This window comes from Nonomuraea sp. NPDC050783 (assembly GCF_040802095.1).
GTDB lineage: Bacteria > Actinomycetota > Actinomycetes > Streptosporangiales > Streptosporangiaceae > Nonomuraea.
The window spans coordinates 199183-223854 of sequence record NZ_JBFAHK010000008.1; the positions used below are offsets into that span (position 1 = coordinate 199183).

A 24672-nucleotide genomic window follows, 5' to 3' on the forward strand; every position below is an offset into this window, starting at 1 on the left:
GACAATGCCCGTCATGACGTTGGACCATCTCGTGTACGCCACCCCCGACCTGGACGCCACCGCGGCCGAGCTGGAGCGCCTGCTCGGCGTGCGGGCCGCCACGGGCGGGCGGCACCCGGGGCTCGGCACCCGCAACCGGCTCATCGGCCTCGGCGGCCGCGGCTACCTGGAGCTCATCGGGCCCGACCCGGAGCAGGAGGAGCCGGCCGCGCCACGGTGGTTCCGGATCGACGAGCTAACCGGGCCCGCCCTGGTGGGCTGGGCCGTGACGGTCGAGGACCTGGACGCGGCCGTGGCCCGCGCCCGCGCCCGCGGGTACGACCCGGGCGAGCCGCGGGAGATGTCCCGCCGCGCCCCGTCCGGCGACCTGCTGACCTGGCGGCTCACCCCGCCGCGGCACGCCGGGCACGGCGGGCTGGTGCCGTTCCTCATCGACTGGGGCACCACCCGCCACCCCACCGCGAGCGGCCTGCCGCAGGCGGAGCTGACCTCGCTCACCCTCGCCCACCCGCACCCCGCCCGCCTCCGCGCGGACCTGGAGTCCCTCGGCGCCCCCGTCCCGCCCCTCGTCCAGGAGCCCACCCCTCACCTGACCGCGACCCTGACAGGTCCGTCCGGCCAAGCCGTCCTGACCTGAGCGGACCCGGGAGACGGGCGCGCGTTCAGCGCAGCATGCCGGCCAGGAGGTCGTCGACGGCCTGGCCGAGCTCGTCCAGGGTGGGGGTGGTGCCGGCGCCGGCGATGGCGTCGAACATCAGGCCCTCGCCGAAGGCCACGAGCTGGCGGGCGTGGCGGGACGGGGCGGCGGAGCCCAGGGCGGCGAGCAGGGCGACGGCCGGGTCGCGGAAGCGGCGGCCCGCGCGGTCGTAGATCGCGCGCAGCTCGGGGCGCCGGGTGGCCTCCAGGGCCAGCTCGTAGCGGGCCAGCGTGCGGGCGCGGTCCTGGAGCTGGGCGTGCAGCGCCCGGGCCAGGAGGCCGGGGGCGGCGGCGCGGTCGAGGGTCTCGGCCTCCAGGGCGGGGGCGAGCACCGCCGCCTCCAGCTCCGTCAGGCGGGCCAGGGTCAGCTCCAGCAGCGCGGCCCGCGTCCTGGCCAGGTTGGACGTGGAGCCGGGCGGCAGGCCCGCCGCCTCGTCCACCGCCCGGTGGGTGAGGCCGCGCATGCCGCGCTCGGCCAGCAGGGCGATGGCGGTGTCCGCGACGAGGTCCGAGCGTCTCACGGAAGTCGATACTACAGCGGTAGTGCGGGCGGACTACAGGCGTAGTAGCCTGTCACTACAGACGTAGTGAGCGGGAGGACCTGACATGCCGGAGGCAGTGGTCATCGGAGCCGGGATCGGCGGGCTGGCCGGCGCGATCGCGTTGCGGCAGCGCGGCTGGGAGGTGCGCGTGCTGGAGCGGGCGCCCGCGATCGAGCCGGTCGGCTCGGGGCTGGCGATCTCCGCCAACGCGCTCAAGGCGCTCGACACGCTCGGCCTCGGCGACCGGATCCGGGCGCTGTCCAGGATCCAGGGCCAGGTGGGGATCAAGCGCGCCGACGGGCGGTGGCTGATGCGCACCACGCCCGAGGCCGCCGCGGGCCGGTACGACGACTCGGTGGTGGTGATGCTGCGGGCGAGGCTGATGGAGGTGCTGGTGGACGCCCTCGGCCCGGACGCCCTGCGGCTCGGCACGGCCGTGTCGCGGGTGGACCCCGAGGGCGGCGTGGTCCGCACCGAGGAGGGCGAGGAGCTGCGGGCCGACCTCGTGGTGGGCGCGGACGGCATCCACTCGCCGGTCAGGCGGGCGATGTTCCCCGGGCACCCCGGCCCGGCCTACTCGGGGGTGACGGCCTGGCGCGGGCTGGTCCCCCGGGGGGAGCTGGAGATCCGCAGCACCGAGAGCTGGGGCAGGGGGCGGGTGTTCGGGGTGAGCCCGCTGGCCGGCGACCTCGTCTACGTGTACGCCACCGACGTGCTGCCCCAGGGGGCCGTGCTCGCCGACGAGCGGGAGGAGCTGATCCGCCGCTTCGGCGGCTGGCACGAGCCGATCCCGGCGCTGCTGCGGGCGGCCGACCCGGCGCGGATCATCCGCAACGACGTCCACCACCTGGCCGAGCCGCTGCCCGCCTACCACCGGGGCAGGGCGGTGCTGGTGGGCGACGCGGCCCACGCCATGACGCCGAACCTCGGGCAGGGCGCCTGCCAGGCCATCGAGGACGCCGTGGTGCTCGCGCACGCGGCGGCCGGCGGCGATCTGGGCGCCTACACGGCGGCGCGGCTGGCGCGTACGCGGAAGGTGGCGCGGCGGTCGTGGAGCGTCTGCCGGGCCACCAAGCTGCGCAACCCGGTCGCCGTGAGGGTACGTGACGCCGCGGTGTCCCTGGGGGCGAGGATGATGCCGGACCTGCTGGTGCGCTCCCTGGACGAGGTGCTGGCCTGGCGCCCCCCGGGCGAGCCGCCCGCGGCCTCCCAGGAGCGGCAGGCGGTCAGTGAGCGTCCGAGGCGGCCGTGACCGGGCTCGGCGCCGTGGCCGCGGCGGAGGCGGCCGGGCGGGTGTGGTCGGGGGCCAGGCGGCCCAGGGTGACCGTGCCGCCGATGGTCAGGGCGGCGGCCAGGATCGCCGGGACCGCCGTGGCCGGGCTGGTCGGCAGCGGCTCGCCGAGCAGCAGCGCCCCCGCCAGGACCGAGGTGATGGGATCGACGACCTGCACGCCGGCGTAGGCGATGCCGAAGTAGCCCACCGCGTACGAGCGCTGAAGCAGCACCACGGCGCACACCAGCAGCACGGGCACGGCGAGGGTGAACCAATGGACGAGCCGCCCCCAGTCGCCCTCCATGCCGCCGCCCACGACCCGCACGAACGTGGACACGCTCGCGGTGACCACGCCCGCCCCGACGGACAGCAGCATCGCCCGCCCCGGGCCGTGCATCCGGGCCGCCGCGAGCTGCGTGACCAGCACGATCCCGCCGATCACGGCCAGGAACCCGAGCGCGCTCCCGTTGCCGAGACGCGGCGTCACGTCGTGCTCGGGCACCAGCAGCATCAGCCAGAGCAGCCCCACGGCCACGGCGAGCGAGCCGATGATCTCCGCCCGGTACGGTCTGCGCCCGTACAGGAACGCGGCCAGCGGCACCGCGAACACCAGCGTGGCCACGCTGATGGGCTGCACCACGACCAGCGGGGCGAGGCTGAGCGCCACGGCGTGCAGGCAGGCCCCGGTGAAGCCGATGACGCCGCCGATCCACCAGCGGGGGCGGCGGACGAGCTTGAGCGAGGCGCCCTCGGCCACGGCCTCGTACTGTTGCAGGGCGGCGCCCAGGGCGTAGCCCAGCGCGCCCACCAGGGCGATGATCAGGCCGGCCCAGGTCATGGGCGCCCACGCAGGGGCAGGGATCCTTCCACGAGCATTGCTCCAGCTTAGGAGGCTCGTGGAGCGTGCGAATCATACTTTCGGCGGATCGTTGCCTAAATATCGCTCGGCCGCCCCCGCGACCTGCACCGACATCTTCCCCTCGCGGGGCGCCTCACCGCAGATGTTTCAGGACGTCTCGCGGCAGACGCAGAACGCGTGGCCCGCCGGGTCCTGAAGGACGATCCAGCGCGTCCCCTCCTCGGTGACGCCCGGCTGGAAGTCGGGCCGGGTGGCGCCGAGCGCCACGTACTCCGCCGCCGCCTTCTCCACGTCCGGCACCTGGAGGTCCAGGTGGAACTGCTTGTGGTCGCTGGGCCAGGCCGCCGGCTCGCGGCCGGGGACGCGGCCGAAGTAGATGTTGGTCGTGCCGTCGCTCACGGCGGCGTACTCGTCCTCCGCGTACGTGATCTCCCAGCCGGTGATCCCGTGGTAGAACTCGGCCAGTTTCCTGGGCTCGGGGCAGTCGATGCTGACCGCGAGGAGCTTCGCCTTCGTCGTCATGGCTCCAGCGTTCCATCCGTACCTGCCATCTTTTGTCAGGTACGGGAACGGGAACGGCGAGGGGCCGCGCCCTTTGCGGGCGCGGCCCCTCTCACGGCAGGTCAGGAGCTACCGGGGGAACCGGGAGTAGTAGTCACCGAGTCCCGCGCGGTAGTCGGGCTCCTTGAACCGGGCCTCGTCGAACTCCGGTGCGTCCTTGATCTCGGCCTTGGTGCGCGCCACGTACACGTTGCGCTCCTGGGGGTCGATGCTCGTGATGACCTGTGCCGGGAGCATGACCTTCTTGCCGAAGATCCAGGGGCCGGTGTCGACGATGACGTAGCTCTCGCCTACGTCGTACGTCGCCTCGTCGATGGACCCGATCTTGCCGTCCGTCGCCTGGACGTGGTAGCCCACGAGATCCAGGCTCTGGCCTCGGTCGTAGACGTCAGGTCGATAGTCCCAGAGCTCCATGAGAGCTCGCTCCTCTCTCTCTTTCGTCTTCTTCCTCGGGCTCCCTCCGACTTACCGGGCAACGGCCGCCTAAACGTCTTGCAAAGCACTTGCCGTCAACCCGCCCGCAACCGGCCGGGCGCACCGTGCCGTCATGGAGAACCGTGCCGTCGCGCAGAGACGGCTGTACGAGATCGACGGGCTGCGGCTGCTGGCGGCGCTCGCCGTCGTGCTGTTCCACTACACCTTCTCCGGCTGGGCCGGCGGGACCAGCCCCGTCGTCCTCGCGGCCGAGAGCGGCTGGTCGAAGTACGGCTACCTGGGCGTGGACCTGTTCTTCCTGATCAGCGGGTTCGTGGTGCTGATGAGCGCGTGGGGGCGCGGCCCCCGGCGGTTCCTGGTGTCGCGGGTGGTGCGGCTCTATCCGGCGTACTGGGTGGGCGTCGCGGTCACGGCGCTGGTCACGGCCGCGCTGGGACACGGGCTGTTCCGGGTGACGCTGCCGCAGGTGCTGGCGAACCTGACGATGTTCCAGGCGGTGCCGGACGTCCCCAACGTGGACGTCGTCTACTGGACGCTCTGGGCCGAGCTGCGCTTCTACCTGGTCGTCCTGCTGCTCACCTGGGTCGGGACGAGCCGGGCCCGGGTCCTGGCGGGGATGTGGACGTGGCTGGGGCTGGCGTTCGCGGTGGAGGCGGGCCTGCTGCCGCGCGCGGCGGACCTGCTCGTGCAGTCGGAGTTCGCGCACTACTTCATCGCGGGGATGGCGCTGTTCCTGCTCCACCGGTTCGGGCCGAGCCCGCAGATCGCGCTGCTGGTGCCGATCTGCCTGGGCAACGCGGTCCACCGGGCCCTCGGGTACGCCGACGCGGTCGGGCGGCGCTACGGCGTCGAGTACTCCCCCGTGGTCGTCACCGCCGTGGTGGTCGCCGCCTTCCTGGTCATGACGCTCGTGGCGCTGCGGGCCACCCGGCGGCTCGGGCGGCCGTGGCTGGCCTCCGCCGGGGCGCTGACGTACCCGCTGTACCTGCTGCACGCGCACGTCGGGTTCGTCGTCCTGGCCAGGCTGGGCGGGCGGGTGGAGGCGCACGTGCTGGTGGCCGGGCTGGTCCTGGCCATGCTGGGGGCGGCGTACGCGGTGCACCGGTACGTGGAGCGGCCGCTCGCGCCCGTACTGCGGCGCCTGCTCCTCGCGCCGGCGCCCCGGGCGCTCCCGGCCGGGGCGCCCGCCGCGTGACCGCCCACATCCCGGCCTGACTCTCCTGACAAACGACCGCCAGAGAGGGCATCGGGGCGCCGGGTGCGGATACGATCCGCGCATCGGAGCGAGCGCGACGAGGGGGTCAGGTGAGTCTCGACAGCCCGCGAGAGTGGGCCCCACCCGGCGTGGACCCGTCGCGGCCGAGCGTGGCCCGGGTCCACGACGCCCTGCTCGGCGGCATGGAGAACTTCGCCTCCGACCGCTCGGTGGCCCGCCGGCTCAAGGACGCGGTGCCCGAGGTCGTCGATCTCGTCTGGTGCAACCGCGCCTTCATCGGCCGGGTCGTGGACTTCCTGGTGCGCGAGGCGGGCATCCGCCAGATCGTGGACCTGGGCGCGGGGCTGCCCACGGTGGAGAACACGCACGAGGTCGCCCAGTTCGCCGATCCGGGTTGCCGGGTGGTGTACGTGGACATCGACCCCATGGTCGAGCCGCACGCCCGCGCGATCATGAACGGCAACCCGTACGCCGACGCGATCACCGCCGACGCCCGCGACGTCGCGGCCGTGCTCGGGCACCCGTCGCTGACCCGGCTCATCGACCTGTCACGGCCCACCGCGATCATGGCCGTCGGGCTGCTGCACCTGTTCCCCGACGAGGACGACCCGCACGGCCTCGTGCGCCGCTACATGGCGGCCCTGCCGCCGGGCAGCTACCTGGCCGCCTCCAACTTCATGGCCTCCCCCAGCCCCAAGGCCAAGGCGCTGGAGGTGCTGCTCCAGGCCACGATGGGCACCGGCTACTTCCGCGAGAGGGAGGTCATCGCCGCCTACTTCGACGGGCTGGCGCTGGAGGAGCCGGGCGTCGTGCACTTCCCGGAGTGGCGGCCCGACGAGCGCGTGCCGGGGCCGCTCGCGCCCTGGGAGGAGCTGCTCCTCGGCGGCGTGGCCCGTAAACCGTGATGCTCGCCGATCGGGACGTCGCTAGGCTGGGCGTCGTGCCGCGACGTCTGATCTGCTCCCCGCCGCCCGCCCTGTAGCGGGCGGCCTCGCACGGACTTTCCGGATCCGATCCGAGTGATCCGGGGGTGGTCGCTGCCCGCGTACGGGCCCCTTTCCACCACCTCCTCCGGAGAGCTCCTGTCATGACCCATGTCTCCGCCCGGCGGGGCGCCGTCTACGTGTCCGTGGCCGCGACCGCCTGGGGCACCGGCGGCGCGGCCGGCTCCCTTCTCTTCGACCTCGGCGGGCTCGGCCCCGTCGGCGTGTCCCTGTGGCGCTACCTGCTCGGCGCCGCCTTCCTGCTGGCCCTCGCGCCCCGGCCCGCGCGGTTCGGCCGGCGCGTGGTGCCGATCGGGGCCGGGATGGCCCTGTACCAGACCGCGTACTTCGCCGCGATCGACCGCGCGGGGGTGGCCGTGGCGACGGTCGTCACGATGGGCGCCACGCCTGTGCTCGCCGCGCTGGGCAGCCGTTTCCTGCTGCGCGAGCGGCTCGGCGCGCTCGCCCTCGGCTCGCTGGCCGCCGCCCTGGCCGGGCTGGTCCTGCTCACGGCCGAAACCGCGTTGAACGGGACCGTATCGAACAGCGCCGCGTTGAACGGAACTGGGCCCGGGGCGGGCGGCTCGGCGGCGGCCGGGATCGGCTTCGCGCTCGCCTCGGCCGCCGGCTACGCCGGGGTGACCCTCCTGTCCCGCCACCGCCGCGACGACGACCCGGCGGGAACGGCGGCCGGCGGCTTCGTCGTGGCCGCGGCCTGCCTGGCGCCGTTCGCCCTGACCGGTCACGTGGTGCCGGAGGTGAGCCCGGCCTCGGTGGCGCTGCTGCTCTACCTGGGCGCGGTGCCGACGGCGCTGGCGTACGGGCTGTTCTTCCGCGCGCTGACGGTGCTGCGCGCCACCACCGTCTCGATCATCTCGCTGGGCGAGGCGGTGGGCGCGGCGCTGCTCGGCGTGCTGCTGTTCGGCGAGCGGCTGGCCCCGCTCGCCTGGTGCGGGTGCGCGCTGCTGCTGGCGGCGGTGGCGGTCCTCGCGGCCCGGCCCGAGACCGGCTGAGGCGGGCCCGGGCGGGGGCGGAGCAGGGGCGGCGGCGCGAGTCGATCGGTCCACGCGGCCGGATGGGTTAAGGTCCGGTACGGCGGCGCGCGCCCGCGTCGCCGCTGCGCTCCCACCCCGCCATCGGGGGAACGGTGACGGCGAAGCGTGCGTTGGAGGAACTGTGGCCTCATTCAAGGGAATGTTCAGGAATCTCCTGGACCGTCCAGGCGGCGTCCCCCTGACCCCTTACCAGAAGGTCGTCAAGGCGGCTGGCGAGCGCGCCGAGCGGATCAAGGGGCTGGCCGAGCTGCCCAGGCCCGGCATGGGCGACCTGGCCGAGTTCTGCGCCGTGGCGCGGGAGGCCGCCGACCGCACCCTGGGGCTGCGGCCGTACGACGTGCAGCTCCTCGGCACCCTGGCGCTGCTCGACGGCAAGGTGGCCGAGATGGCCACCGGCGAGGGCAAGACGCTGTCGGGCGCGATGGCCGCGGCCGGCTACGCGTTGCAGGGCAAGCGGGTCCACGTGATCTCCGTCAACGACTACCTGGCCCGCCGGGACGCCGAGTGGATGGCGCCGCTCTACGAGGCGCTCGGCGTGAGCGTGGGCTGGATCGACCAGAACTCCTCGCCGGAGGAGCGGCGGGCGGCGTACGCGAAGGACGTGACGTACGGGCCGGTCAGCGAGATCGGCTTCGACGTGCTGCGCGACCGCCTGCGTACGGACGCCGCCGAGCTGATCGTGCCCGCCCCCGAGGTCGCGGTGATCGACGAGGCCGACTCCGTGCTCGTGGACGAGGCCCGCGTGCCGCTGGTGATGGCCGGCGCGGCCGACCCCGGCGACGCGGTGCCCGAGATGGCGGCGCTGGTCAGGCAGCTCGTGCGCGGCTACCACTACGAGATCGACGAGCAGGCCCGCAACGTCTACCTGACGCCCAAGGGCGCCGACAGCGTGGAGAACCTGCTCGGCGTCGAGCTCTACGACGAGAACGAGCCCGGCGCGCTCATCGAGCTCAACCTGGCCCTGCACGCCCACGCGCTGCTGACCCGCGACGTCGACTACATCGTGCGCGACGGCAAGGTGCAGCTCATCAACCCCTCGCGCGGCCGGGTGGCGCTGCTCCAGCGCTGGCCCAACGGCCTGCAGGCGGCGGTGGAGGCCAAGGAGGCGCTGCCGCCCAGCGAGAAGGGCGAGATCCTCGACTCGATCACGGTCCAGGGCCTGATCCGCCGCTACCCGCAGATCTGCGGCATGACGGGCACCGCGGTCGCGGTGAGCGAGCAGCTCGGCGAGTTCTACGGCCTCAAGGTGGCGGTGATCCCGTCCAACCGGCCGTGCGTACGCGAGGACGAGCCCGACCGGATCTACCCGGCCGTCCCCGACAAGGACGCGGCGCTGGTGGAGGAGATCCAGCGGGTCCACGCCACCGGCCGGCCTATCCTCATCGGCACGCTCGACGTGGCCGAGTCGGAGAACCTGGCCAGACTGCTCCAGCGGCGCGGCATGGAGCCGGTCGTGCTCAACGCCAAGAACGACGCCGAGGAGGCCGCGATCATCTCTCGGGCCGGCGAGCGCGACGCGATCACCGTCTCGACCCAGATGGCCGGGCGCGGCACCGACATCCGCCTCGGCGAGGGCGTGGCCGAGCTGGGCGGCCTGTACGTCATCGGCTCCGGCCGCCACGCCAGCAGCCGCCTGGACGACCAGCTCCGCGGCCGGGCCGGCCGCCAGGGCGACCCGGGCGGCTCGGTCTTCTTCGTCAGCATGCAGGACGACCTGATCACGCAGTTCGTCCCCGACGAGCGGCCGCCGGCCGCCGATCCCGACGGCGTGGTACGGCACCGGCGCGGGGCCTACCTGGTGGGGCACGCCCAGCGCGTCGCCGAGGGCGTCAACCTGGAGATCCACCGCAACACCTGGCGCTACACCCGGCTGCTGGAGCAGCAGCGCGAGCTGATCCTGGAGTGGCGCGACAAGGTCCTGCACGGCGACGCCGCCTCCAGGGCGCTGGAGGCGGCCGACGCCGAGCGCTGGGCGGAGCTGCCCGAGGACACCAGGGACGAGACGGCCCGGCAGATCGTGCTGCACGCCATCGACACCTGCTGGACCGAGCACCTGGCCTTCCTCCAGGACCTGCGCGAGGGCATCCACCTGCGGGCGCTGGGCCGCATGAGCCCCATCGACGAGTTCCACCGCGAGGCCGTGGCGGAGTACAAGTCGCTGCTGGCCGAGGTGGAGCGGCGCTCGCTGGAGGCGTTCGAGTCGCCGGAGCCGGACCTGAGGCGGCCCGCGGCGACGTGGACGTACCTGGTGCAGGACAACCCGTTCGGCACCGAGTGGGACCGCATCCTGCGCCGGGTCAAGAACGCCGCCCGGCGCGGCTGACCCGGCCTCCGCCTCCCCCTCTAACGCAGGCGGGGCAGCACCTCCTTGGCGTAGAAGTCGAAGAAGGCGTCCTGGTCGGGGCCGATCTGGCTGACGTAGACCTCGTCGAAGCCGGCGTCCACGTACTGCCGGATCGCCTGGAGGTGCTGGTCGGGGTCGGGCCCGACCGGGCTGGAGCCGACGGCCTCGTCCTCGCCGACCATCTCGGCGAGCTGCTCGAAGTGCCGCGGCAGGGGCAGCAGCTGCGAGGCCTCGCCCTTGATGCCCTGGGTGGGCCACAGCCGGTGGACGGTCCTGCGGGCCTCGGCCTCGTCGGTGGCGTAGCACGCCTTGAGCCCGCCGCAGACCGGCTTGCCCGCGCCGCCCGCCTCGTGGAAGCGCTTGACCGCGTCGGCGTCCGGCATGGTGGTGATGTAGCCGTCGGCGATGCGCGCGGCCAGCTCGGTGGACTTCTCCCCGAACCCGGACATGAAGATGGGGGCCGGCTCGTCCGGCAGCGTGTAGAGGCGGGCGGTGTCGACGTTGTAGTGGCGGCCCCGGTGCGTCACGAGCTTGCCGGTGAACAGCTCGCGCATGATCTCGACGGCCTCCTCCAGCATCTCCAGCCGCTCGCTGAGCGGCGGCCAGCGGGAGTCGACGACGTGCTCGTTGAGCGCCTCGCCGGTGCCCACGCCGAGCCGGAAGCGCCCGCCGGTCAGCGCCGCGGTGGTGGCGGCGGCCTGGGCGACGACGACCGGGTGGATGCGGACCAGCGGGCAGGTCACGGCGGTGGTGATCGGCAGGGACGTGGCCTCGGCCAGGGCGCCGATCACCGACCAGACGAACGGGGCCTGGCCCTGCTCGTCGAGCCAGGGGTGGAAGTGGTCGGAGATCCACAGGGCCTCGAAGCCGGCGCGTTCGGCGGCCTTGGCCTGCCGGACCAGCTCCTTCGGGCCGTGCTCTTCGCAGGACAGGAAATAGCCGAAAGTGGTCATGAAATGACCCTGCCCCTTGGTCCGCTGAAAAACATGTTATGGAGCCTCCGCTGGGGGCAGTGAAGGCGCATGGCTACTTTGCTCTGGATCATCGCGGTAATCCTCGTCATCGCCGGGATCTACGTGATTCTGGCCCGTCGCGACCTCCTGTGGGGGATCGTCCTCATCGTCCTCGGGTTCCTGGTCGGCCCGGGTGGCGTCAGCATCTTCAATGTCTAGGGGCGCCTGCCGCCCGAAGCTCTGTTCCGTACCGCCGCTGGGCCGGTCCTCCGAGAGCGGCCCAGCGGCTCCACACCGTTTGTTTACTAAAGAAGAGTCTGAAACGAACTTTGTCACTGCCCCTCAGGGCATGACAGCTATGTGAGCAAGTACCCGCCGTTGAGCCGTTACGAGACCAGTGCGGCCACGGCGAGAGTGCGTGAGCAGCTGGCCAGGCTGCGTCACCACATGCGCAGGGAAGCCATCCTCGACGAGGCCACGGCACGGCTCGCCACCGAGATGAACATCCGACCGGGCGAGGCCGCCGAGCAGCTCGCCAGGATGGCTCAGCACAGCGGACTCGACCTGGTCGAGATCGCCCAAGGCGTCGAGCGCCCGCCGGAGGACCAGCCGGCGGCGCCGCCGGAGGTGCCCGCCTGGGTGCGCGGCATGCTGGAGGCCGTCCACGCCTCCGCCCTCTATCTCCTCCCGGTCGCCGACGGAGCCGGCCGGGTGGTCGACTTCCGCATCCTGGCCGCCAACCGGCACGCCCGCACGCCCGCCGGCGTCACGGCGGCCGAGCTGACCGGGCGCCGGCTCATGACGGCCAGCCCCGGCGTGGCTGGCTCCGGCCTGCTCGACGACTACATCGAGGCGTACGAGAGCGGCGAGCCGATGCGCCGCGAGCCCCTGGAGTTCGTGGAGGTCGTGGACCACCTGCTCTGGCCGGCCACGCTCAGCGTGCGCGCGGCCCGCGTGGACGACGGCCTGCTGGTGAGCTGGCGCGCCCTGGACGACGAGGAGCTGCTGGTCTCCGGCTGGGAACGCGCCCAGCGCCTGGCCGAGCTGGGCTGGGGCGAGTGGAACCTGGCCACCGAGCGCACCCTGTGGACCTCCCAGATGTACGAGATGTTCGGCCGCGACCGCGCCGAGGGCCCGATGGCGCTGGAGGACCTGCCGGGCATGGTGGTCCCGGAGGACCTGCCGCTCGTCGAGGAGCAGATGCGCTCCCTGCTGGAGCACCGCGAGGCGGTCGAGACCGAATACCGCATCCAGCACCGCCACGGCGTACGTCACCTGAGCGTCTTCAGCGAGCCGATCCTCGACACCGACGGCGTGCCGGTCAAGGTCCGCTGCCTGGCCCAGGACGTGACCAGGAGCCGCCGCAGGGAGCGCGCCCTGGCCGTGGCGCACCAGCAGGCCAGCTCCCAGCGCCGGCGCGCCGAGGAGGAGCACCGGGTCACCGTGCAGCTCCAGAACACGATCCTGCCGATGCGCCGCGGCCTGCTCAACCTGCCGGACCTCGCCGTGGGCGTGCGCTACCTGCCCGGCGAGCAGCTCACCCGGCTCGGCGGCGACTGGTTCAAGGCCCGCCTCATCCCCGACGGCCGCGTCCTGCTCTGCATCGGCGACGCGATGGGGCACGGGCTGACCGCGGCCAGCCTCATGCTCCAGATGCGCTCGGGCCTGGCCGGGCTGGCCTACACCGGCGCGTCCGCCGGGCAGCTCACCACCTGGCTGAACGACCTCATCGTGCACGGCAACGAGGGCGTCACGGTGACCGGGACCGCGATCGTCGGCCACTACGACCCGAAGGAGCGCACGTACTGCTGGACCAACGCCGGCCATCCCGCGCCCGTGCTCGTCAGGGACGGCCGCGCCGAGGCGCTGACCGGGGCCACCGGCCTGATGCTCGGCGCGTTCGACGCCGCCGAGTACGAGCCGACCACGACCCGGCTCCGGCCCGGCGACGTCCTGGTCCTCTACACCGACGGCATCGTGGAGCGGCGCGGCGCGGACCTGGACGACGGCATCCAGGCGCTGGTGCAGGCCGCGCGCTTCTGCGTCGGCGACGATCCCGAGGCGATGATCGACTGCCTGCTGAGCCGGCTCGGCGGTGACCACGCCGAGGACGACGTGTGCGTCATGGCGGCGCGGGTGCTCTAGCGGGGGCACGCTCCGGCGGGGGGCGGGGGTCAGTCCTTCTCGCTCTCGCGCAGGCAGTAGACCGCGTAGGCGCGGCCGAGGACGGGCAGCGCGACGTTGCGCACCCGGATGCCGCCCGGCGTCATGCCCTTCTCGCTGCCCTTGTGGGCGTGCCCGTGCAGGATCAGGTCGGCGCCGGCCGTGTCGACCGCCTCGGCCAGCAGGTAGCTGCCGAGGAAGGGGTAGATCTCCGGCGGCTCGCCGTCCAGCGTCTCCTTGATCGGGGAGTAGTGCGACAGGACCACCTTCAGGTCGGCGGTCATCTCCTTCAGCGCGACCTTCCACGCCTCGGCGATGTTGCGGGTGTGGGCCACGAAGTTCTTGATCTCGCGCTCGCCGAACTCGCTCGCGCACTTGCCGGCGTAGCCGCCGCCGAAGCCCTTGCCGCCCACCACGCCGAGCTTGGTGTCGCCGCACTGGATGACCGCGCCGTCGTCCTCCAGCACGATGATGCCGGCGTCGCGCAGCTCGCTCGCGATCGCGTACTGCAGGTCGGAGTGGTAGTCGTGGTTGCCGAGCACGGCGACCGTCGGGACGGGCAGGCCGCGCAGCTCGTCGGCCACCAGCCGGCCCTCCTCCAGGGTGCCGTGCCGGGTGAGGTCGCCCGCCAGCATGAACACGTCGGCGCGCTCCTCGATGCCCTCCAGGCGCTTGCGGTACTGGCCCCGAACGTCCTCACCCAGGTGGATGTCTCCGACGGCCGCAATGCGCAGTTCAGTCAAGGTGCTCATCCTCTCCCGGTTCGGTGACCTCCACGATCATGATCTCGTTGTGCACGCGCAGGTCGGGCGCGGCCTCGTGCGCCACCTGGCCGAGCCGTTCGCGCTGCTCGGCCCCGCTCACCTGCCCGCGCAGGAAGAGCTGGTCGCCGCGGATGTCCACGCGGATGCCCAGCTCGTGCGTGCGTCCGTCCTCGGCCAGCGCCTGCTGGACGCGGGCCGCGACGTACTGCGGAGCTTCCATGCTTCGCCTCCTCACTCTGTCGTCGCGTGCCCGGGCATGAACAGCTCAAACGGCACGAATCAGCTCGATAACCGCCCGTTCCACCGGCCCCGCGGTCGCGAGCTGCCCGAAGTCGGCGGCCGCGCCGAGCTCGGTCAGGGCCGCGCCGATGGTCCTGTCCTGGTCGTACGCCTCGATGACGCGGGGGTCCACGTACGACGCCCGGGCGACCGTGGGCGTGTTGCCCAGGTACTCGGAGACCTCCCGCATCACGCGGGTGATCGCCCGTTGTTTCTTGGCCTCCCCCTCCTCGACGGCGGGCCGGGACACCGCCAGCCCGACGGCGGCCAGCACCGTGGCGTGCCAGGTGCGGAAGTCCTTGGCGGTGACCTCGTAGCCGATGATCCCGCGGAGGTAGTCGTTGATGTCCTCGCTGCGGATGTCGGCCCAGCCGCCGTCGCGCCGGTAACGCAGCAGCTCGCCCTCGCCGCCGGAGCGCTTGAGCGCGCGCAGCACCGCGCACGCGCCGGGGTCGGCCACCTCGACCTCCCGGGGGATGTCGCCCTTGGCCTGGTAGGAGAAGACCACGTAGTCCTTGGCGAAGGTCAGGTGCTCCATCCGCAGGGTGGCCAGGCCGTAGGTGTCGTAGCTCTCGCCGCCGATGCGGAAGAAGCCGATGTCCAGCAGCCGGGCCGCGGTGGCCAGCACCCGCTGCCGGGTCAGGCCGCGCCCGCGGAGCTGCTCGTCCACGACCTTCCTGAACGCCGGCAGCCGCTCGGCCACCTCCAGCACCCGGTCGAACTTGGCACGGTCCTGCTGCTCGCGCCACAGGTCGTGGTAGCGGTACTGGAGGCGCCCCGCCGAGTCGGTGCCGACCGCCTGGAGATGCCCGTAGGGGTCGGTGCAGATCCACACGTCGGTCCAGGCCGGCGGGATGGCCAGCGCCTTGATCCTGGCCAGGGTCTCGGGGTCGCGGACCGGAGCGCCGCTCGGGTCCACATAGCTGAACCCGCGCCCTCGGCGTCGCCGGACGATTCCCGGCTCACTTCGGTCACTCGGCTGCAGCTCGGACACAAGGGCCGGGCTACCCATCACGTTAGGCGGCAAACAGGACGGGCAGGTGAGCGGCATGTCTGATAAGGGAGAGTGGCACGAGGAGCGGTCCGCCAGGGGCCACGCCATGGTGCCGGCGACCCCCCGCGATGTCGTACACATCAGGGTGGGGTCGTTCTTGCTGGTGTTCCTGTTCGCCTTCACGGTGTTGGGACTCATCGCGCGGGCACCGGTCATCACCGGCATCGCCATCGCACTCGCCGTGGTCACGGTCATCGACATGATCCTGGCCGTACGGCGCCAGAAGCAACGACGCGGAGACGGAGAGGCGGGCTGATCTGTCCATGGCACCACTGCGCGGGCGAGTAGTCGTGGTGACGGGCGCGAGCGGCGGCGTGGGCCGCGCGGTCGTGCGTGAGCTGGGCAAACAGGGCGCGAAGGTGGCGCTCCTGGCGCGTGGGACGACCGGGCTCGGGGCCGCCGCGGTGGACGTGGGAGCCGCGGGCGGCATCGGCCAGGTCTACGAGACGGACATGGCCGACTACGAGCAGGTGAGGGCGTCGGCCGAGCGCATCGAGAAGGAGCTGGGCCCCATCTCCGTCTGGATCAACACGGCCTTCTCCAGCGTCTTCGCCCGTTTCACCGACATCTCGCCGGAGGAGTTCGAGCGGACCACGGCGGTGACGTACCTGGGGTACGTCTGGGGCACGAAGGTGGCACTGGACCTCATGGGCCCCCGCAACCAGGGGGCGATCGTCCAGACGGGCTCGGCGCTGGCGCAGCGCTCGATCCCGCTGCAGTCGGCGTACTGCGGGGCCAAGCACGCGATCCAGGGGTTCACCGAGTCGGTGCGCACCGAGCTGCTGGCCGACAAGAGCAACATCCGCATCACGGTCGTGCAGCTTCCGGCGGTCAACACCCCGCAGTTCGAGTGGGTGCGCAGCAAGCTGCGCCGGCACCCCCAGCCGGTGCCGCCCATCTACCAGCCGGAGGTCGCGGCCAGGGCCATCGTGTACGCGGCCGAGCACCCGGAGCGCAAGGAGTACTGGGTGGGCGGCATGACCGCCGCGACCCTCATGGCGCAGCGGGTCGCCCCGGCGCTGGTGGACCGCTACCTGGCGCGGACGGGCATCGAGTCGCAGCAGACCGACGAGAAGACGCCGACCGGCGTGTCGAACCTGTGGGAGCCGGCCGACGACGACACGGACTACGGCGCGCACGGCACGTTCGACCAGCGCTCGACCGGGCGCAGCCCGCAGCTCTGGCTGTCGCAGCACCGCCGCCCGGTCCTGCTGGGGCTGGCGGGAGGCGCCGTCGCGGCGGGCGCGGCGGCCTTGCTGAGGCGCCGCTGAGACCGGATCGCCGCTGAGACCGGGCCGCTGAGGCCGGGCCGCTGAGACCGGGCCGCTGAGGCCGGGCCGCTGAGACCGGGCCGCTGAGGCCGGGCCGCTCGGTCCGGCCGCTCGGTCCGGCCGCTCGGTCCGGCCGCCGGGAACGGACCGGCGCGGGCCCCCGTCCGCATCGGGGCCCGCGCCGGAGCTCATCGGGTGGAGAGCGGAACGCGGCTCACTCGGCGGACTTCATGAGCTTGGCGTAGCCGAGCTGCAGCCAGTCCGAGATCGTCACCGCCGTCATCGTCGCCCCGACCAGGCGGGTAGCCTTCGGCGCGATCACCAGGCCGGCGGCGTACGCGGTGGCGACCCACTGGGCCAGGCAGAACGGGCAGGCGAGCAGCTCGCCGAGCGCGCTGCGCGGGCTCTCCTGCAGCTCGGCCGGGCCGCTCTGGCCCTCGTAGCGGGTGAAGGGGGCGCGCAGCGGGCTGGTGACCGGGTCCTTGGCGATGCGCCGGGACACCTTGTGGGTGCAGGCCGCCATGAGCGCCAGGTCCATCACCCCGATCCCTTCGGGCGCCCGCCGCCCGGCGAGCGCGGCCGCCGCCGCGGCGACGGCCACCGTGCCGCCGTAGGCGGCGAGGATGCCGAGGTAGCCGCCGAGCGGCCGGCGGTGCTCGCCCTGATATGCCTGTTCCGTCTTCTCCAGCATTTCCGTCATAGTCTTCGCTGCTACCCTCCTGCCGCCGAGTTCAACGCCTACTTGACCTTCGCGTGGGTAGCCCGCACTCATGAGCAGCCACGGTCACGAGGTCACCGACGCCATCCTGGACACCTTGAAGCGCGCCAGTTCGGGGCTCAAGGACGCCGGGGTGAAGTTCGCGCTGGCCGGGGGTTGCGCGGCCTACGCGAGAGGTGCCGCCCCCTCCCTCCATGACGTTGATTTCGTCCTCACCGAGCACGACGTGCCGGCCGCCCTCCAGGCGCTGCGCGAGCTCGGCTTCGAGACCGCCAAGCCCCCGGAGGACTGGCTGGTCAAGGCCTACGACGAGGGCCGCCTGGTGGATCTGATCTTCCGCGTCTCCGACATGGACATCACGGAGGAGCTGCTCGACCGCGCCGAGCCGCTCAAGGCGTCGGCCGTGATCGTGCCCGTGCTGGAGGCCACCGACCTGGTGATCTCGTGGCTGCTGCCGCTGTCGGAGCACGCCTGCGACTACGGGTCGCTGCTGGCCCAGGTGCGCGCGCTGCGCGAGCAGGTCGACTGGCCGCGGGTGGCGGCGGTGACGGCGCACTCGCCGTACGCGGCCACGTTCATCACCCTGCTGGAGCGGCTCGGCGTGCTGAACGGCCCGGTCGAGCCCTCCGGCGACACCAAGTGGCCCTGACGCGCGCGCGTCCGGCGGCAGGCGCTCAGAGTTAACCGGGCCGGTCGGGGTAGGCGGGGCAGAACCGTCTTCCAGGAGGTCCTGATGCCTGAGCGCGATCTTCCCTACCTGGCCGAGCTGGCCGCGCAGCTACGCGTCGACTCCGTCCGCGCCGCCGCCGCGGCCGGCTCCGGTCATCCCACCTCGTCGATGTCCGCGGCCGACCTCATGGCCGTGTTGTTCACCTGCCACCTCCGCTACGACTTCGGCGACCCCGGCAACCCGGCCAACGACCACCTGATCTTCTCCAAGGGGCACGCCTCCCCCCTCCTGTACTCCCTCTACAAGGCGGCGGGCGCCATCGACGACGAGGAACTGCTGACCTTCCGCCGGCGCGGCAGCCGCCTGGAGGGGCACCCCACTCCGCGCCTGCCCTGGGTGGACGTGGCCACCGGCTCCCTCGGGCAGGGCCTGCCGATCGGCGTCGGCGTGGCGATGGCCGGGCGGCTGGAACGGTTGCCGTACCGGGTGTGGGTGCTCTGCGGCGACAGCGAGCTGGCGGAGGGCTCGATATGGGAGGCCGCCGAGCACGCCGGCGACGAGGGCCTGGCCAACCTCACGGTCATCGTGGACGTCAACCGGCTCGGCCAGCGCGGCCCCACCCGGCACGGCTGGGACACCGGGGCCTACGCCCGCAGGTTCGGCGCGTTCGGCTGGCACACCATCGAGATCGACGGGCACGATCCCGGGCAGATCGACTTCGCGCTGGGCGACGCCTGCAACACCCGCAGACGGCCCACCGTCATCCTGGCCAAGACCCGCAAGGGCGAGGGCGTGCTGGAGGTCGAGAACCGCGAGGGCGCGCACGGCAAGGCGCTGAAGGACCCGGACAAGGCCGTCGAGGAGCTGGGCGGGACGCGGGACGTGCGGGTCGAGGTGCACGTCCCCGACGCGGCCCCGGCGCCGTTCCGGTTCGGCGACGGCCCCCTGGAGCTGCCGGCCTACAAGGTCGGCGACACGGTGGCGACGCGCACGGCCTACGGCGACGCGCTGGCGGCGCTCGGCGCGGCCAGGGGCGAGGTGCTGGCGCTGGACGGCGAGGTGGCCGACTCGACCAGGACCCAGGCGTTCGCCGAGGCGTTCCCCGAGCGCTTCTTCCAGATGTACATCGCCGAGCAGCAGCTCGTGGCGGCCGCGGTCGGGCTCCAGGTACGCGGGTGGAAGCCGTACGCGGCCACGTTCGCGGCGTTCCTGACCCGGGCCTACGACTTCATCAGGATGGCCGGGGTGAGCGGCGCCTCCATCCGGCTGGTCGGCTCGCACGCGGGCGTGTCCATCGGCGAGGACGGGCCGTCCCAGATGGGGCTGGAGGACCTCGCCATGATGCGGGCCGTGCACGGCAGCACGGTGCTCTACCCCTGCGACGCCAACCAGGCGGCGGCGCTGACCGCCGAGCTGGCCGACCTGGACGGCGTGTCCTACCTGCGGACCACGCGCGGTGACACGCCGGTGATCTACGAGCCGGGCGAGCGCTTCCCCGTGGGTGGCTCGCGCGTGCTGCGGCGCTCTGCGGACGACCGGGCCACGATCGTGGCGGCCGGCGTGACCGTCCACGAGGCGCTGGCGGCGGCCGACGAGCTGGCCGCGGCCGGCCTCCCGGTCGGGGTGATCGACCTGTACTCGATCAAGCCGGTGGACGCGGCGGCGCTGACCGAGGCGGCCACCACCACCGGCAACCTGATCACGGTGGAGGACCACCGGCTGGAGGGCGGGCTCGGCGACGCCGTGCTGGCCGCCGTCAGCGAGCTGGGGCCCCGGGTGGTCAAGCTGGGGGTGACGGGGCTGCCCGCCTCCGCGACGCCCGAGGAGCAGCTCGCCGAGGCACGCATTGACCGCCGCGCGATCGTCGCGGCGGTCAAGCGGTTGTTGTGATCGGCCCGGTCCGTCAGGGGGACAGGAGGTCACCGCGCCTTTGCGGTGGCCTTCCTGTTGGCCTTCTTGATGGCTTCGACCAATTCCTGCTTCTTCATCCTGGTACGGCCTCGCACGCCCAGCCGTGCCGCCACGCCCAGCAGGTGCTCCTTGCTGGCGTTGGCGTCCACGCCCTCGGCCGTGCGTCCGGACCTGTCCGTCGCGCCCTTGTCGGACGGGCCCTTCTCGGCCTTCGGCTCCCAATGGTCGCCGACCTTCTCGAAGGAGTGCTTCAAGGCGGCGAACGCGGTCATGTGCGCGCGCCGGCCCTCCCCGTACTCCTTCACGGCACTGTCATGCGCCTTGATCCACGTACGCTGCGCCTTCTTGGGCGAGCGCTTGACCGTGGACGGCAGTTCTTCGACACCTGGCATGCCGATTCACCTCCTACAGCGGCGGCTCGTCGTAGCGGCGGCGCTCCTCGTACACGGTGGTCCGGCGGGTCTCGGGCTCCGCGACGATCTCATGGCGGTGCACCGGTTCGTCGATCGGACCGACCGCCCTGCGGGTGACGGCGATCCGGTAGATGCCGAACAGGAGACCGACCAGTCCGCCGAGCATGAGGATGACCCCCACCACGTTGATGTCGAGACCGGCGAGGTCGAATTCGACGGCCCAGGCGAGGATCGCACCGAGCATGATGAGGATGATGCTTCCGGCGATGGTCATTTGATTTACCTCCTTGACACGAGGAACTTCTATCCACATGTCGAAAAACAAACCAGTCGTGGTGATCGGGCTGATGGGATCGGGTAAGACGACCGCCGGTCGCCTCATCGCCGAGGCGCTGGGGCTGCCCCTGACCGACAGCGATCCCTTCCTCCGTTCCCGCTACGGCGGCACCGCCGCCGAGATCGCCGCCCGCGAGGGCGCCGACGCCCTGCACCGCTACGAGGCCGAGCACGTCCTGCACGAGCTGGCCGGCGAGCGGAAGGTGATCGCGGCGGCGGCCAGCACGGTCGAGGACCCGAAGGTGCGGCAGGCGTTGCACGAGGCGTTCGTGGTGTGGGTGGACGCCGACGACGCCGTGCTCGCCGAGCGCATGCGCTCCAGCGACCACCGTCCCGGCTTCGCCCCGAGCGACATGCGGGCGCGGCGCGAGCGTTACTTCGAGGAGGTGGCCGACCTGCGCTGCGACGTGGGTGTCATGCGGCCGGAGCAGGTGCGGGACGAGGTGCTGCGGGAGTTGCGCTCCCGGCACCTGGCATAATGATCATGACGCATGGGCCCCCCGAGGCGCGCGGGGGGCCTGTGGCGTCCGTCTCGTCAACCATCCACCCGCGCCACGCATCTAAACGCTAGTGACTATGCGCTTGGTGCCCGGCGACCCCGAACGGCTTGGCGGCTTCTGGCTGGCGGGCCGCCTCGGCGCGGGCGGGCGCGGCGTGGTCTACGACGCCTACGACGACGAGGGCCGCCGCTACGCCGTCACCGTGCCGCGCGGGCAGGCTCCCGGGCGGCGCTTCGAGCGCGTCTCCTGCCGGCAGCTCGCCGAGGTGGTCGCGGTCGGCGTGGACGGCCGGCTCCCCTACGTGGTCGCCGAGTTCGTGGACGGCCCCGACCTGCGGCGGGCGGTCGAGCTGCATGGCCCGTACGCGGGCGCCGAGCTGCTGGCGCTGGCCGACGCCCTCGCCGCGGCGCTGGAGGCGCTGCACGGGGCGGGGCTGACGCACCAGGGCCTCAACCCGGAGAGCGTGCTGCTGTCCGCCGCCGGCCCCAAGGTCATCGAGCTGGGGCTGCCGGCCGCCGGCACGGTGGACGGCACCCGCACCTACCTGGCGCCCGAGACGCTGACCGGCGGGCGGGCCGGAGCGGCGGCCGACGTGTTCGCGTGGGGGGCGGTGGTGCTGTTCGCGGCCACCAGGCACGACCCGTTCCACGGGGAGACCCTGGGCGGGGTCATGCACCGGCTGCTGACCGTGGACCCCGACGCGAGCTGCCTGCCCGAGGGGCTGCGCGAGCTGGTCGCGGCCGCGCTGGCCAAGGATCCCGCCGCGCGGCCCGAGGCGCCCTGCCTGCGGGAGGCGACGTCCCGGCTCCTGCCGGACGGCCCCGTGACGCTGCGCCCGCCCGCCGGGCACACCGGGCCGCCCTCGCTCGGCGAGATCGCCGAGCGGGCATACCAGGCGCTCACGCCCGCCCAGCAGGAGCAGGTCCCCGGCCTGCTGCTGCGCCTGCTGGACGGCGACAGCCCGCACGACGAGGGGGACGTGCTGGGCCCACTCCTGGAGGCCGGGCTGCTGGTGCGCCGCAGCGTGCGGGTGCCGCCCGCCGAGACCGCCGTCGGCAAGCTGGTGGCGGTCGGCGACGGCCGGGTGGCCCCCGCCAGCGCCGCGCTCTACCGGGCCTGGCCACGGCTGCGCGGCTGGGTGGCCGACGAGCGCGAGAGCCTTCAGGTGCTGCGGCGCATCCGCGAGGCCGCCGGGCGGTGGTCGGCGCACCGGCGCGGGCGCGGCCACCTGCTGCGCGGCGAGGAGCTCGACACCGCGCTCGGCTGGGCCGCCACCAAGCGCCGCCACCTGCGGCTGAGCCAGCTCGAACGGGACTTCATCAACGACAGCGTGAGCCTGTCCAAGCAGCGCAGGCGGCTGCGGGTGCCGGCGCTCGCGACGCTCGGCGCGGTGCTGGCGGTCGCGGTGTCGATGTCGGTGGTGTCCGTACGGGGGCAGAACGACCTGCGCGCGCAGCTCGTGGAGGCCAACGCGCGGGCGGTGGCGGCGCGGGCGGAGGCGCTGCGCTCGTCCGACCCGCGCACCGCGATGCGGCTGAGCGTGGCCGCCTGGCGGCTGTCGCCGGTGTTCGAGGCGCGCGCCGCGTTGCAGGCCTCGCTCGCGCAGCCGGAGCTGGGCGTCTTCACCGACCCCGCGCCCGACTCGCGGGCCCGCTACCTGCTGCGCGGGGACGAACTGCTCAGGTGGGACACCGGCGGGGTCACCGCGTGGGACGTCACCACCGGGCAGCAGGTCGCCCGCCACGCGCTGCCGCCGGGCAACCCGGTGCTGAGCGACGACGGGCGATTCGCCGAGGGCGTGGACGGGCGGCCGTTCGAGGTGGCCACCGGCCGCACGCCGCAGGACACCGCCGTGTACACCATCAGCCGCGGCAACCGCACCCGGGTGTACCGGGGCGGGCGGGTGCTGCTGGAGGTCACCGACCGCGAGGTGGCGCTGTCCCCGGACGGGACGCGGGCGGCGGTGGCCCGGGCGGACGGGCGGGTCGAGCTGTGGGGGCTCGCGGGGCGGGCCAGGACGGCCACCGTCTCCGTCCGGCCGCCGCACACGCCCGTCCCGGCGGCGCCGCCGATGGCGTTCAGCCCGGACGGCGGGGTGCTGGCCGTGGCGGGCGAGGACGGCGTCACACTGATCGACCCCGCCGGCGCCGCCACCGGCCCCCTGGACCCGCACGACCCCGCCCCGGCCCCCCGCGACCGCGACCCGAAATCCCGTACCGGCGACCCGGACGCGAGCACGGGCGCGAGCACGGGCACGGGCACGAGCACGGGCACGGGCACGAGCACGAGCACGGGCACGAGCACGAGCACGAGCACGGGCGCGAGCACGAGCACGAGCACGGGCGCGAGCACGGGCGCGGGCGCAGACGCGGGCGCGGGCGCAGACGCGGGCGCGGGCGCAGACGCGGGCGCAGGAACGAGCACGGGTGCGGGTGCGGGTGCCGGGGGTGGCCGGGTCGTGCGGAGCGGGTGGGGCGGGTGGAGCGGTGGGTTCGCGGGGAGCCCGGCCGGTCCGGCGCACGGCGGGCCCCTGGGCGCGCCGGTCTTCAGCTCCGACGGCCGCCTGCTCGCCCTCCCCGGCGCCGGCGAGGTCCGGGTCTGGAACGTGACGGAGCGCCGCCTGACCGGCGCCTACCCGCTGCGCGACCCCCAGCCCGGCCTGACGTTCTCCGCCGACGGCCACTGCCTGCGCTACCTGAGCGGCACCGGCTCGGTGATCTCGCTGGAGGTGTCCGGGCTGCCGGTCCCGGCCGGCGAGCGCGAGGCGGCGGCCTTCTCGGGCAACGGCCGGGTGGCCGCCAAGGCCGACGGCGACGCCATCGAGGTCACCGACACCGAGGAGGGCCGCGCGCTCGGCCGCATCGCGGCGGCCGGCGACCTGGCGTTCGACGCGGACGGCGGCCTGCTGGCCGTGGCCGGCGACCCGGTGACCGTGTGGCGGGTGCCCGGCGGCGAGCTGGTGAGCTCCATCGACGCGGCCGGCGACGCGCTGGCCGTGGCGCTCTCCCCCGAGGGCGACCTGCTGGCCACGGCGCGCGGCGGCACCCTGGAGACGTGGGACGTGCGCACCGGCCGCCGCGTGCGGGTGTACGAGGGCGCGGGCGACCTGGCCCTGGCGTTCAGCCCGGACGGCGCGACGCTGGCCGCCGGCTCCACCCTGCTCGACCTGCGTACCGGCCGGGTGACCCCGCTGGACCTGCGGACCGGCACGCCCGGCGCGGCCACGGCCGACGCCCCCGTGCCGACCGCGCTCGCCTTCTCCCCCGACGGCCGCACGCTGGCGTTCGGCCTGGACGGCGGCCGGGTGCTGCTGTGGGACACGCGCGAGCGCGAGCGGATCGGCACGATCGAGTCCGGCACCACGGCGGTGGAGGCGCTGCGCTTCTCCCCCAAGGGCGACCTGCTGGCCGTGGACGCGGCCCGCACGTCGCTCTGGGACGTGCGCACGCTGCGCGAGGTCGGCCAGGTCACCCCGCCGGCGTCCGCGCTCGCCTTCAGCGCGGACGGCAAGCGGCTGCGCGGCGTGGCGCTGGACGGCAGCGTCCGTGAGAGCCCGGTCGATCCGGCGCTCACGGCGCGGGAGGTGTGCGCCAGGGCGGGCGGGCCGCTGAGCCGGGCGGAATGGTCGCGGCTGATCCCGGAGAGCGGTTACCGGGACGTGTGCTGAGGCGTCACC

General features: G+C 73.5%; 25 protein-coding genes. 14 read left to right on the plus strand and 11 right to left on the minus strand.

The window, feature by feature from the left end; all coding sequences use genetic code 11:
• Window positions 1-13: 13 nt before the first annotated feature.
• A complete protein-coding gene (locus tag AB0H75_RS23555; RefSeq protein WP_367799389.1) occupies window positions 14-637 on the plus strand; it encodes a VOC family protein in 624 nt (207 codons plus the stop codon).
• A gap of 25 nt (window positions 638-662) precedes the next feature.
• On the opposite strand, the gene AB0H75_RS23560 is transcribed toward AB0H75_RS23555, so the two are convergent.
• The gene (locus AB0H75_RS23560; protein ID WP_367799391.1) at window positions 663-1217 is read right to left on the minus strand and encodes a TetR/AcrR family transcriptional regulator; all 555 of its coding nucleotides are present in this window, start codon (window positions 1215-1217) and stop codon (window positions 663-665) included.
• An 85-nt stretch (window positions 1218-1302) separates the two neighbouring features.
• Here AB0H75_RS23560 and AB0H75_RS23565 point away from each other — a divergent pair, with 85 nt between their 5' ends.
• The gene (locus AB0H75_RS23565) at window positions 1303-2490 is read left to right on the plus strand and encodes an FAD-dependent monooxygenase (protein WP_367799393.1); all 1188 of its coding nucleotides are present in this window, start codon (window positions 1303-1305) and stop codon (window positions 2488-2490) included.
• Here the strand turns inward: AB0H75_RS23565 and AB0H75_RS23570 are convergent.
• From AB0H75_RS23570 to AB0H75_RS23580, 3 genes are all read right to left on the minus strand, one after another.
• Window positions 2465-3349, minus strand: coding sequence for a DMT family transporter (locus AB0H75_RS23570; RefSeq protein WP_367799395.1), 885 nt, complete (start codon window positions 3347-3349; stop codon window positions 2465-2467). The genes AB0H75_RS23565 and AB0H75_RS23570 overlap by 26 nt on opposite strands.
• Before the next feature lie 168 nt (window positions 3350-3517).
• On the minus strand, window positions 3518-3892 hold the full coding sequence (locus tag AB0H75_RS23575; RefSeq protein WP_367799397.1) for a VOC family protein: 375 nt from the start codon (window positions 3890-3892) through the stop codon (window positions 3518-3520).
• A 108-nt stretch (window positions 3893-4000) separates the two neighbouring features.
• Window positions 4001-4345, minus strand: coding sequence for a PRC-barrel domain-containing protein (locus AB0H75_RS23580; protein WP_367799399.1), 345 nt, complete (start codon window positions 4343-4345; stop codon window positions 4001-4003).
• A 133-nt stretch (window positions 4346-4478) separates the two neighbouring features.
• On the opposite strand from AB0H75_RS23580, the gene AB0H75_RS23585 reads away from it, so the two are divergent.
• The 4 genes from AB0H75_RS23585 to secA2 all read left to right on the plus strand — a co-directional run bounded on the left by AB0H75_RS23585 (window position 4479) and on the right by secA2 (window position 9943).
• The gene (locus AB0H75_RS23585; RefSeq protein WP_367799401.1) at window positions 4479-5561 is read left to right on the plus strand and encodes an acyltransferase family protein; all 1083 of its coding nucleotides are present in this window, start codon (window positions 4479-4481) and stop codon (window positions 5559-5561) included.
• A 110-nt stretch (window positions 5562-5671) separates the two neighbouring features.
• Window positions 5672-6487: an SAM-dependent methyltransferase gene (locus tag AB0H75_RS23590; protein WP_367799403.1), complete on the plus strand. Its 816-nt coding sequence runs from the start codon at window positions 5672-5674 to the stop codon at window positions 6485-6487.
• A 182-nt stretch (window positions 6488-6669) separates the two neighbouring features.
• A complete protein-coding gene (locus AB0H75_RS23595) occupies window positions 6670-7578 on the plus strand; it encodes a DMT family transporter (RefSeq protein ID WP_367799405.1) in 909 nt (302 codons plus the stop codon).
• Between the two features lie 181 nt (window positions 7579-7759).
• A complete protein-coding gene (secA2, locus tag AB0H75_RS23600) occupies window positions 7760-9943 on the plus strand; it encodes an accessory Sec system translocase SecA2 (RefSeq protein WP_367799407.1) in 2184 nt (727 codons plus the stop codon).
• 20 nt (window positions 9944-9963) lie between these two features.
• Here the strand turns inward: secA2 and AB0H75_RS23605 are convergent, their stop codons facing one another.
• Window positions 9964-10917: a TIGR03557 family F420-dependent LLM class oxidoreductase gene (locus AB0H75_RS23605; RefSeq protein WP_367799409.1), complete on the minus strand. Its 954-nt coding sequence runs from the start codon at window positions 10915-10917 to the stop codon at window positions 9964-9966.
• A 69-nt stretch (window positions 10918-10986) separates the two neighbouring features.
• On the opposite strand from AB0H75_RS23605, the gene AB0H75_RS23610 reads away from it, so the two are divergent.
• Both AB0H75_RS23610 and AB0H75_RS23615 read left to right on the plus strand, forming a co-directional pair.
• Window positions 10987-11136 carry a GPGG-motif small membrane protein gene (locus AB0H75_RS23610; protein ID WP_020543887.1) on the plus strand — a complete coding sequence of 50 codons (150 nt, stop codon included), beginning with the start codon at window positions 10987-10989 and terminating at the stop codon, window positions 11134-11136.
• Window positions 11137-11277: 141 nt separating this feature from the next.
• Window positions 11278-13062, plus strand: a complete 1785-nt coding sequence (locus AB0H75_RS23615) for a PP2C family protein-serine/threonine phosphatase (RefSeq protein ID WP_367799412.1) — start codon at window positions 11278-11280, stop codon at window positions 13060-13062.
• Between the two features lie 29 nt (window positions 13063-13091).
• Here the strand turns inward: AB0H75_RS23615 and AB0H75_RS23620 are convergent, their stop codons facing one another.
• The 3 genes from AB0H75_RS23620 to AB0H75_RS23630 are packed head-to-tail and all read right to left on the minus strand — an operon-like array spanning window position 13092 to window position 15042.
• Complete coding sequence (locus AB0H75_RS23620) at window positions 13092-13823, minus strand: metallophosphoesterase (protein ID WP_367799414.1); 732 nt, start codon at window positions 13821-13823, stop codon at window positions 13092-13094.
• Window positions 13816-14064, minus strand: a complete 249-nt coding sequence (locus AB0H75_RS23625; protein ID WP_367799416.1) for a BON domain-containing protein — start codon at window positions 14062-14064, stop codon at window positions 13816-13818. The genes AB0H75_RS23620 and AB0H75_RS23625 overlap by 8 nt, the downstream gene beginning before the upstream one ends.
• A 45-nt stretch (window positions 14065-14109) precedes the next feature.
• The gene (locus AB0H75_RS23630; protein ID WP_367799418.1) at window positions 14110-15042 is read right to left on the minus strand and encodes a DNA topoisomerase IB; all 933 of its coding nucleotides are present in this window, start codon (window positions 15040-15042) and stop codon (window positions 14110-14112) included.
• 130 nt (window positions 15043-15172) lie between these two features.
• Between AB0H75_RS23630 and AB0H75_RS23635 the strand changes: the two genes are divergently transcribed.
• Complete coding sequence (locus tag AB0H75_RS23635) at window positions 15173-15433, plus strand: hypothetical protein (RefSeq protein WP_367799420.1); 261 nt, start codon at window positions 15173-15175, stop codon at window positions 15431-15433.
• A 7-nt stretch (window positions 15434-15440) separates the two neighbouring features.
• A complete protein-coding gene (locus tag AB0H75_RS23640) occupies window positions 15441-16448 on the plus strand; it encodes an SDR family oxidoreductase (protein ID WP_367799422.1) in 1008 nt (335 codons plus the stop codon).
• Window positions 16449-16662: 214 nt separating this feature from the next.
• On the opposite strand, the gene AB0H75_RS23645 is transcribed toward AB0H75_RS23640, so the two are convergent.
• Entirely contained in the window at window positions 16663-17139 is a 477-nt protein-coding gene (locus AB0H75_RS23645; protein ID WP_367799424.1) for a DUF1360 domain-containing protein, read from the minus strand.
• Between the two features lie 79 nt (window positions 17140-17218).
• Between AB0H75_RS23645 and AB0H75_RS23650 the strand changes: the two genes are divergently transcribed.
• Entirely contained in the window at window positions 17219-17815 is a 597-nt protein-coding gene (locus tag AB0H75_RS23650) for a nucleotidyltransferase (RefSeq protein WP_367799426.1), read from the plus strand.
• A gap of 84 nt (window positions 17816-17899) precedes the next feature.
• Window positions 17900-19726 carry a transketolase gene (locus AB0H75_RS23655; protein ID WP_367799428.1) on the plus strand — a complete coding sequence of 609 codons (1827 nt, stop codon included), beginning with the start codon at window positions 17900-17902 and terminating at the stop codon, window positions 19724-19726.
• A gap of 29 nt (window positions 19727-19755) precedes the next feature.
• Here AB0H75_RS23655 and AB0H75_RS23660 read toward each other — a convergent pair whose 3' ends face one another.
• Together AB0H75_RS23660 and AB0H75_RS23665 are read right to left on the minus strand one after the other, a co-directional pair.
• Complete coding sequence (locus tag AB0H75_RS23660) at window positions 19756-20139, minus strand: ChaB family protein (protein ID WP_367799430.1); 384 nt, start codon at window positions 20137-20139, stop codon at window positions 19756-19758.
• 13 nt (window positions 20140-20152) lie between these two features.
• The gene (locus AB0H75_RS23665) at window positions 20153-20434 is read right to left on the minus strand and encodes a DUF6458 family protein (RefSeq protein WP_367799432.1); all 282 of its coding nucleotides are present in this window, start codon (window positions 20432-20434) and stop codon (window positions 20153-20155) included.
• Between the two features lie 37 nt (window positions 20435-20471).
• Between AB0H75_RS23665 and AB0H75_RS23670 the strand changes: the two genes are divergently transcribed.
• Both AB0H75_RS23670 and AB0H75_RS23675 read left to right on the plus strand, forming a co-directional pair.
• Complete coding sequence (locus AB0H75_RS23670) at window positions 20472-20975, plus strand: shikimate kinase (protein ID WP_367799434.1); 504 nt, start codon at window positions 20472-20474, stop codon at window positions 20973-20975.
• Between the two features lie 97 nt (window positions 20976-21072).
• On the plus strand, window positions 21073-24663 hold the full coding sequence (locus AB0H75_RS23675) for a hypothetical protein (RefSeq protein WP_367799436.1): 3591 nt from the start codon (window positions 21073-21075) through the stop codon (window positions 24661-24663).
• The last annotated feature ends 9 nt before the right edge of the window (window positions 24664-24672 follow it).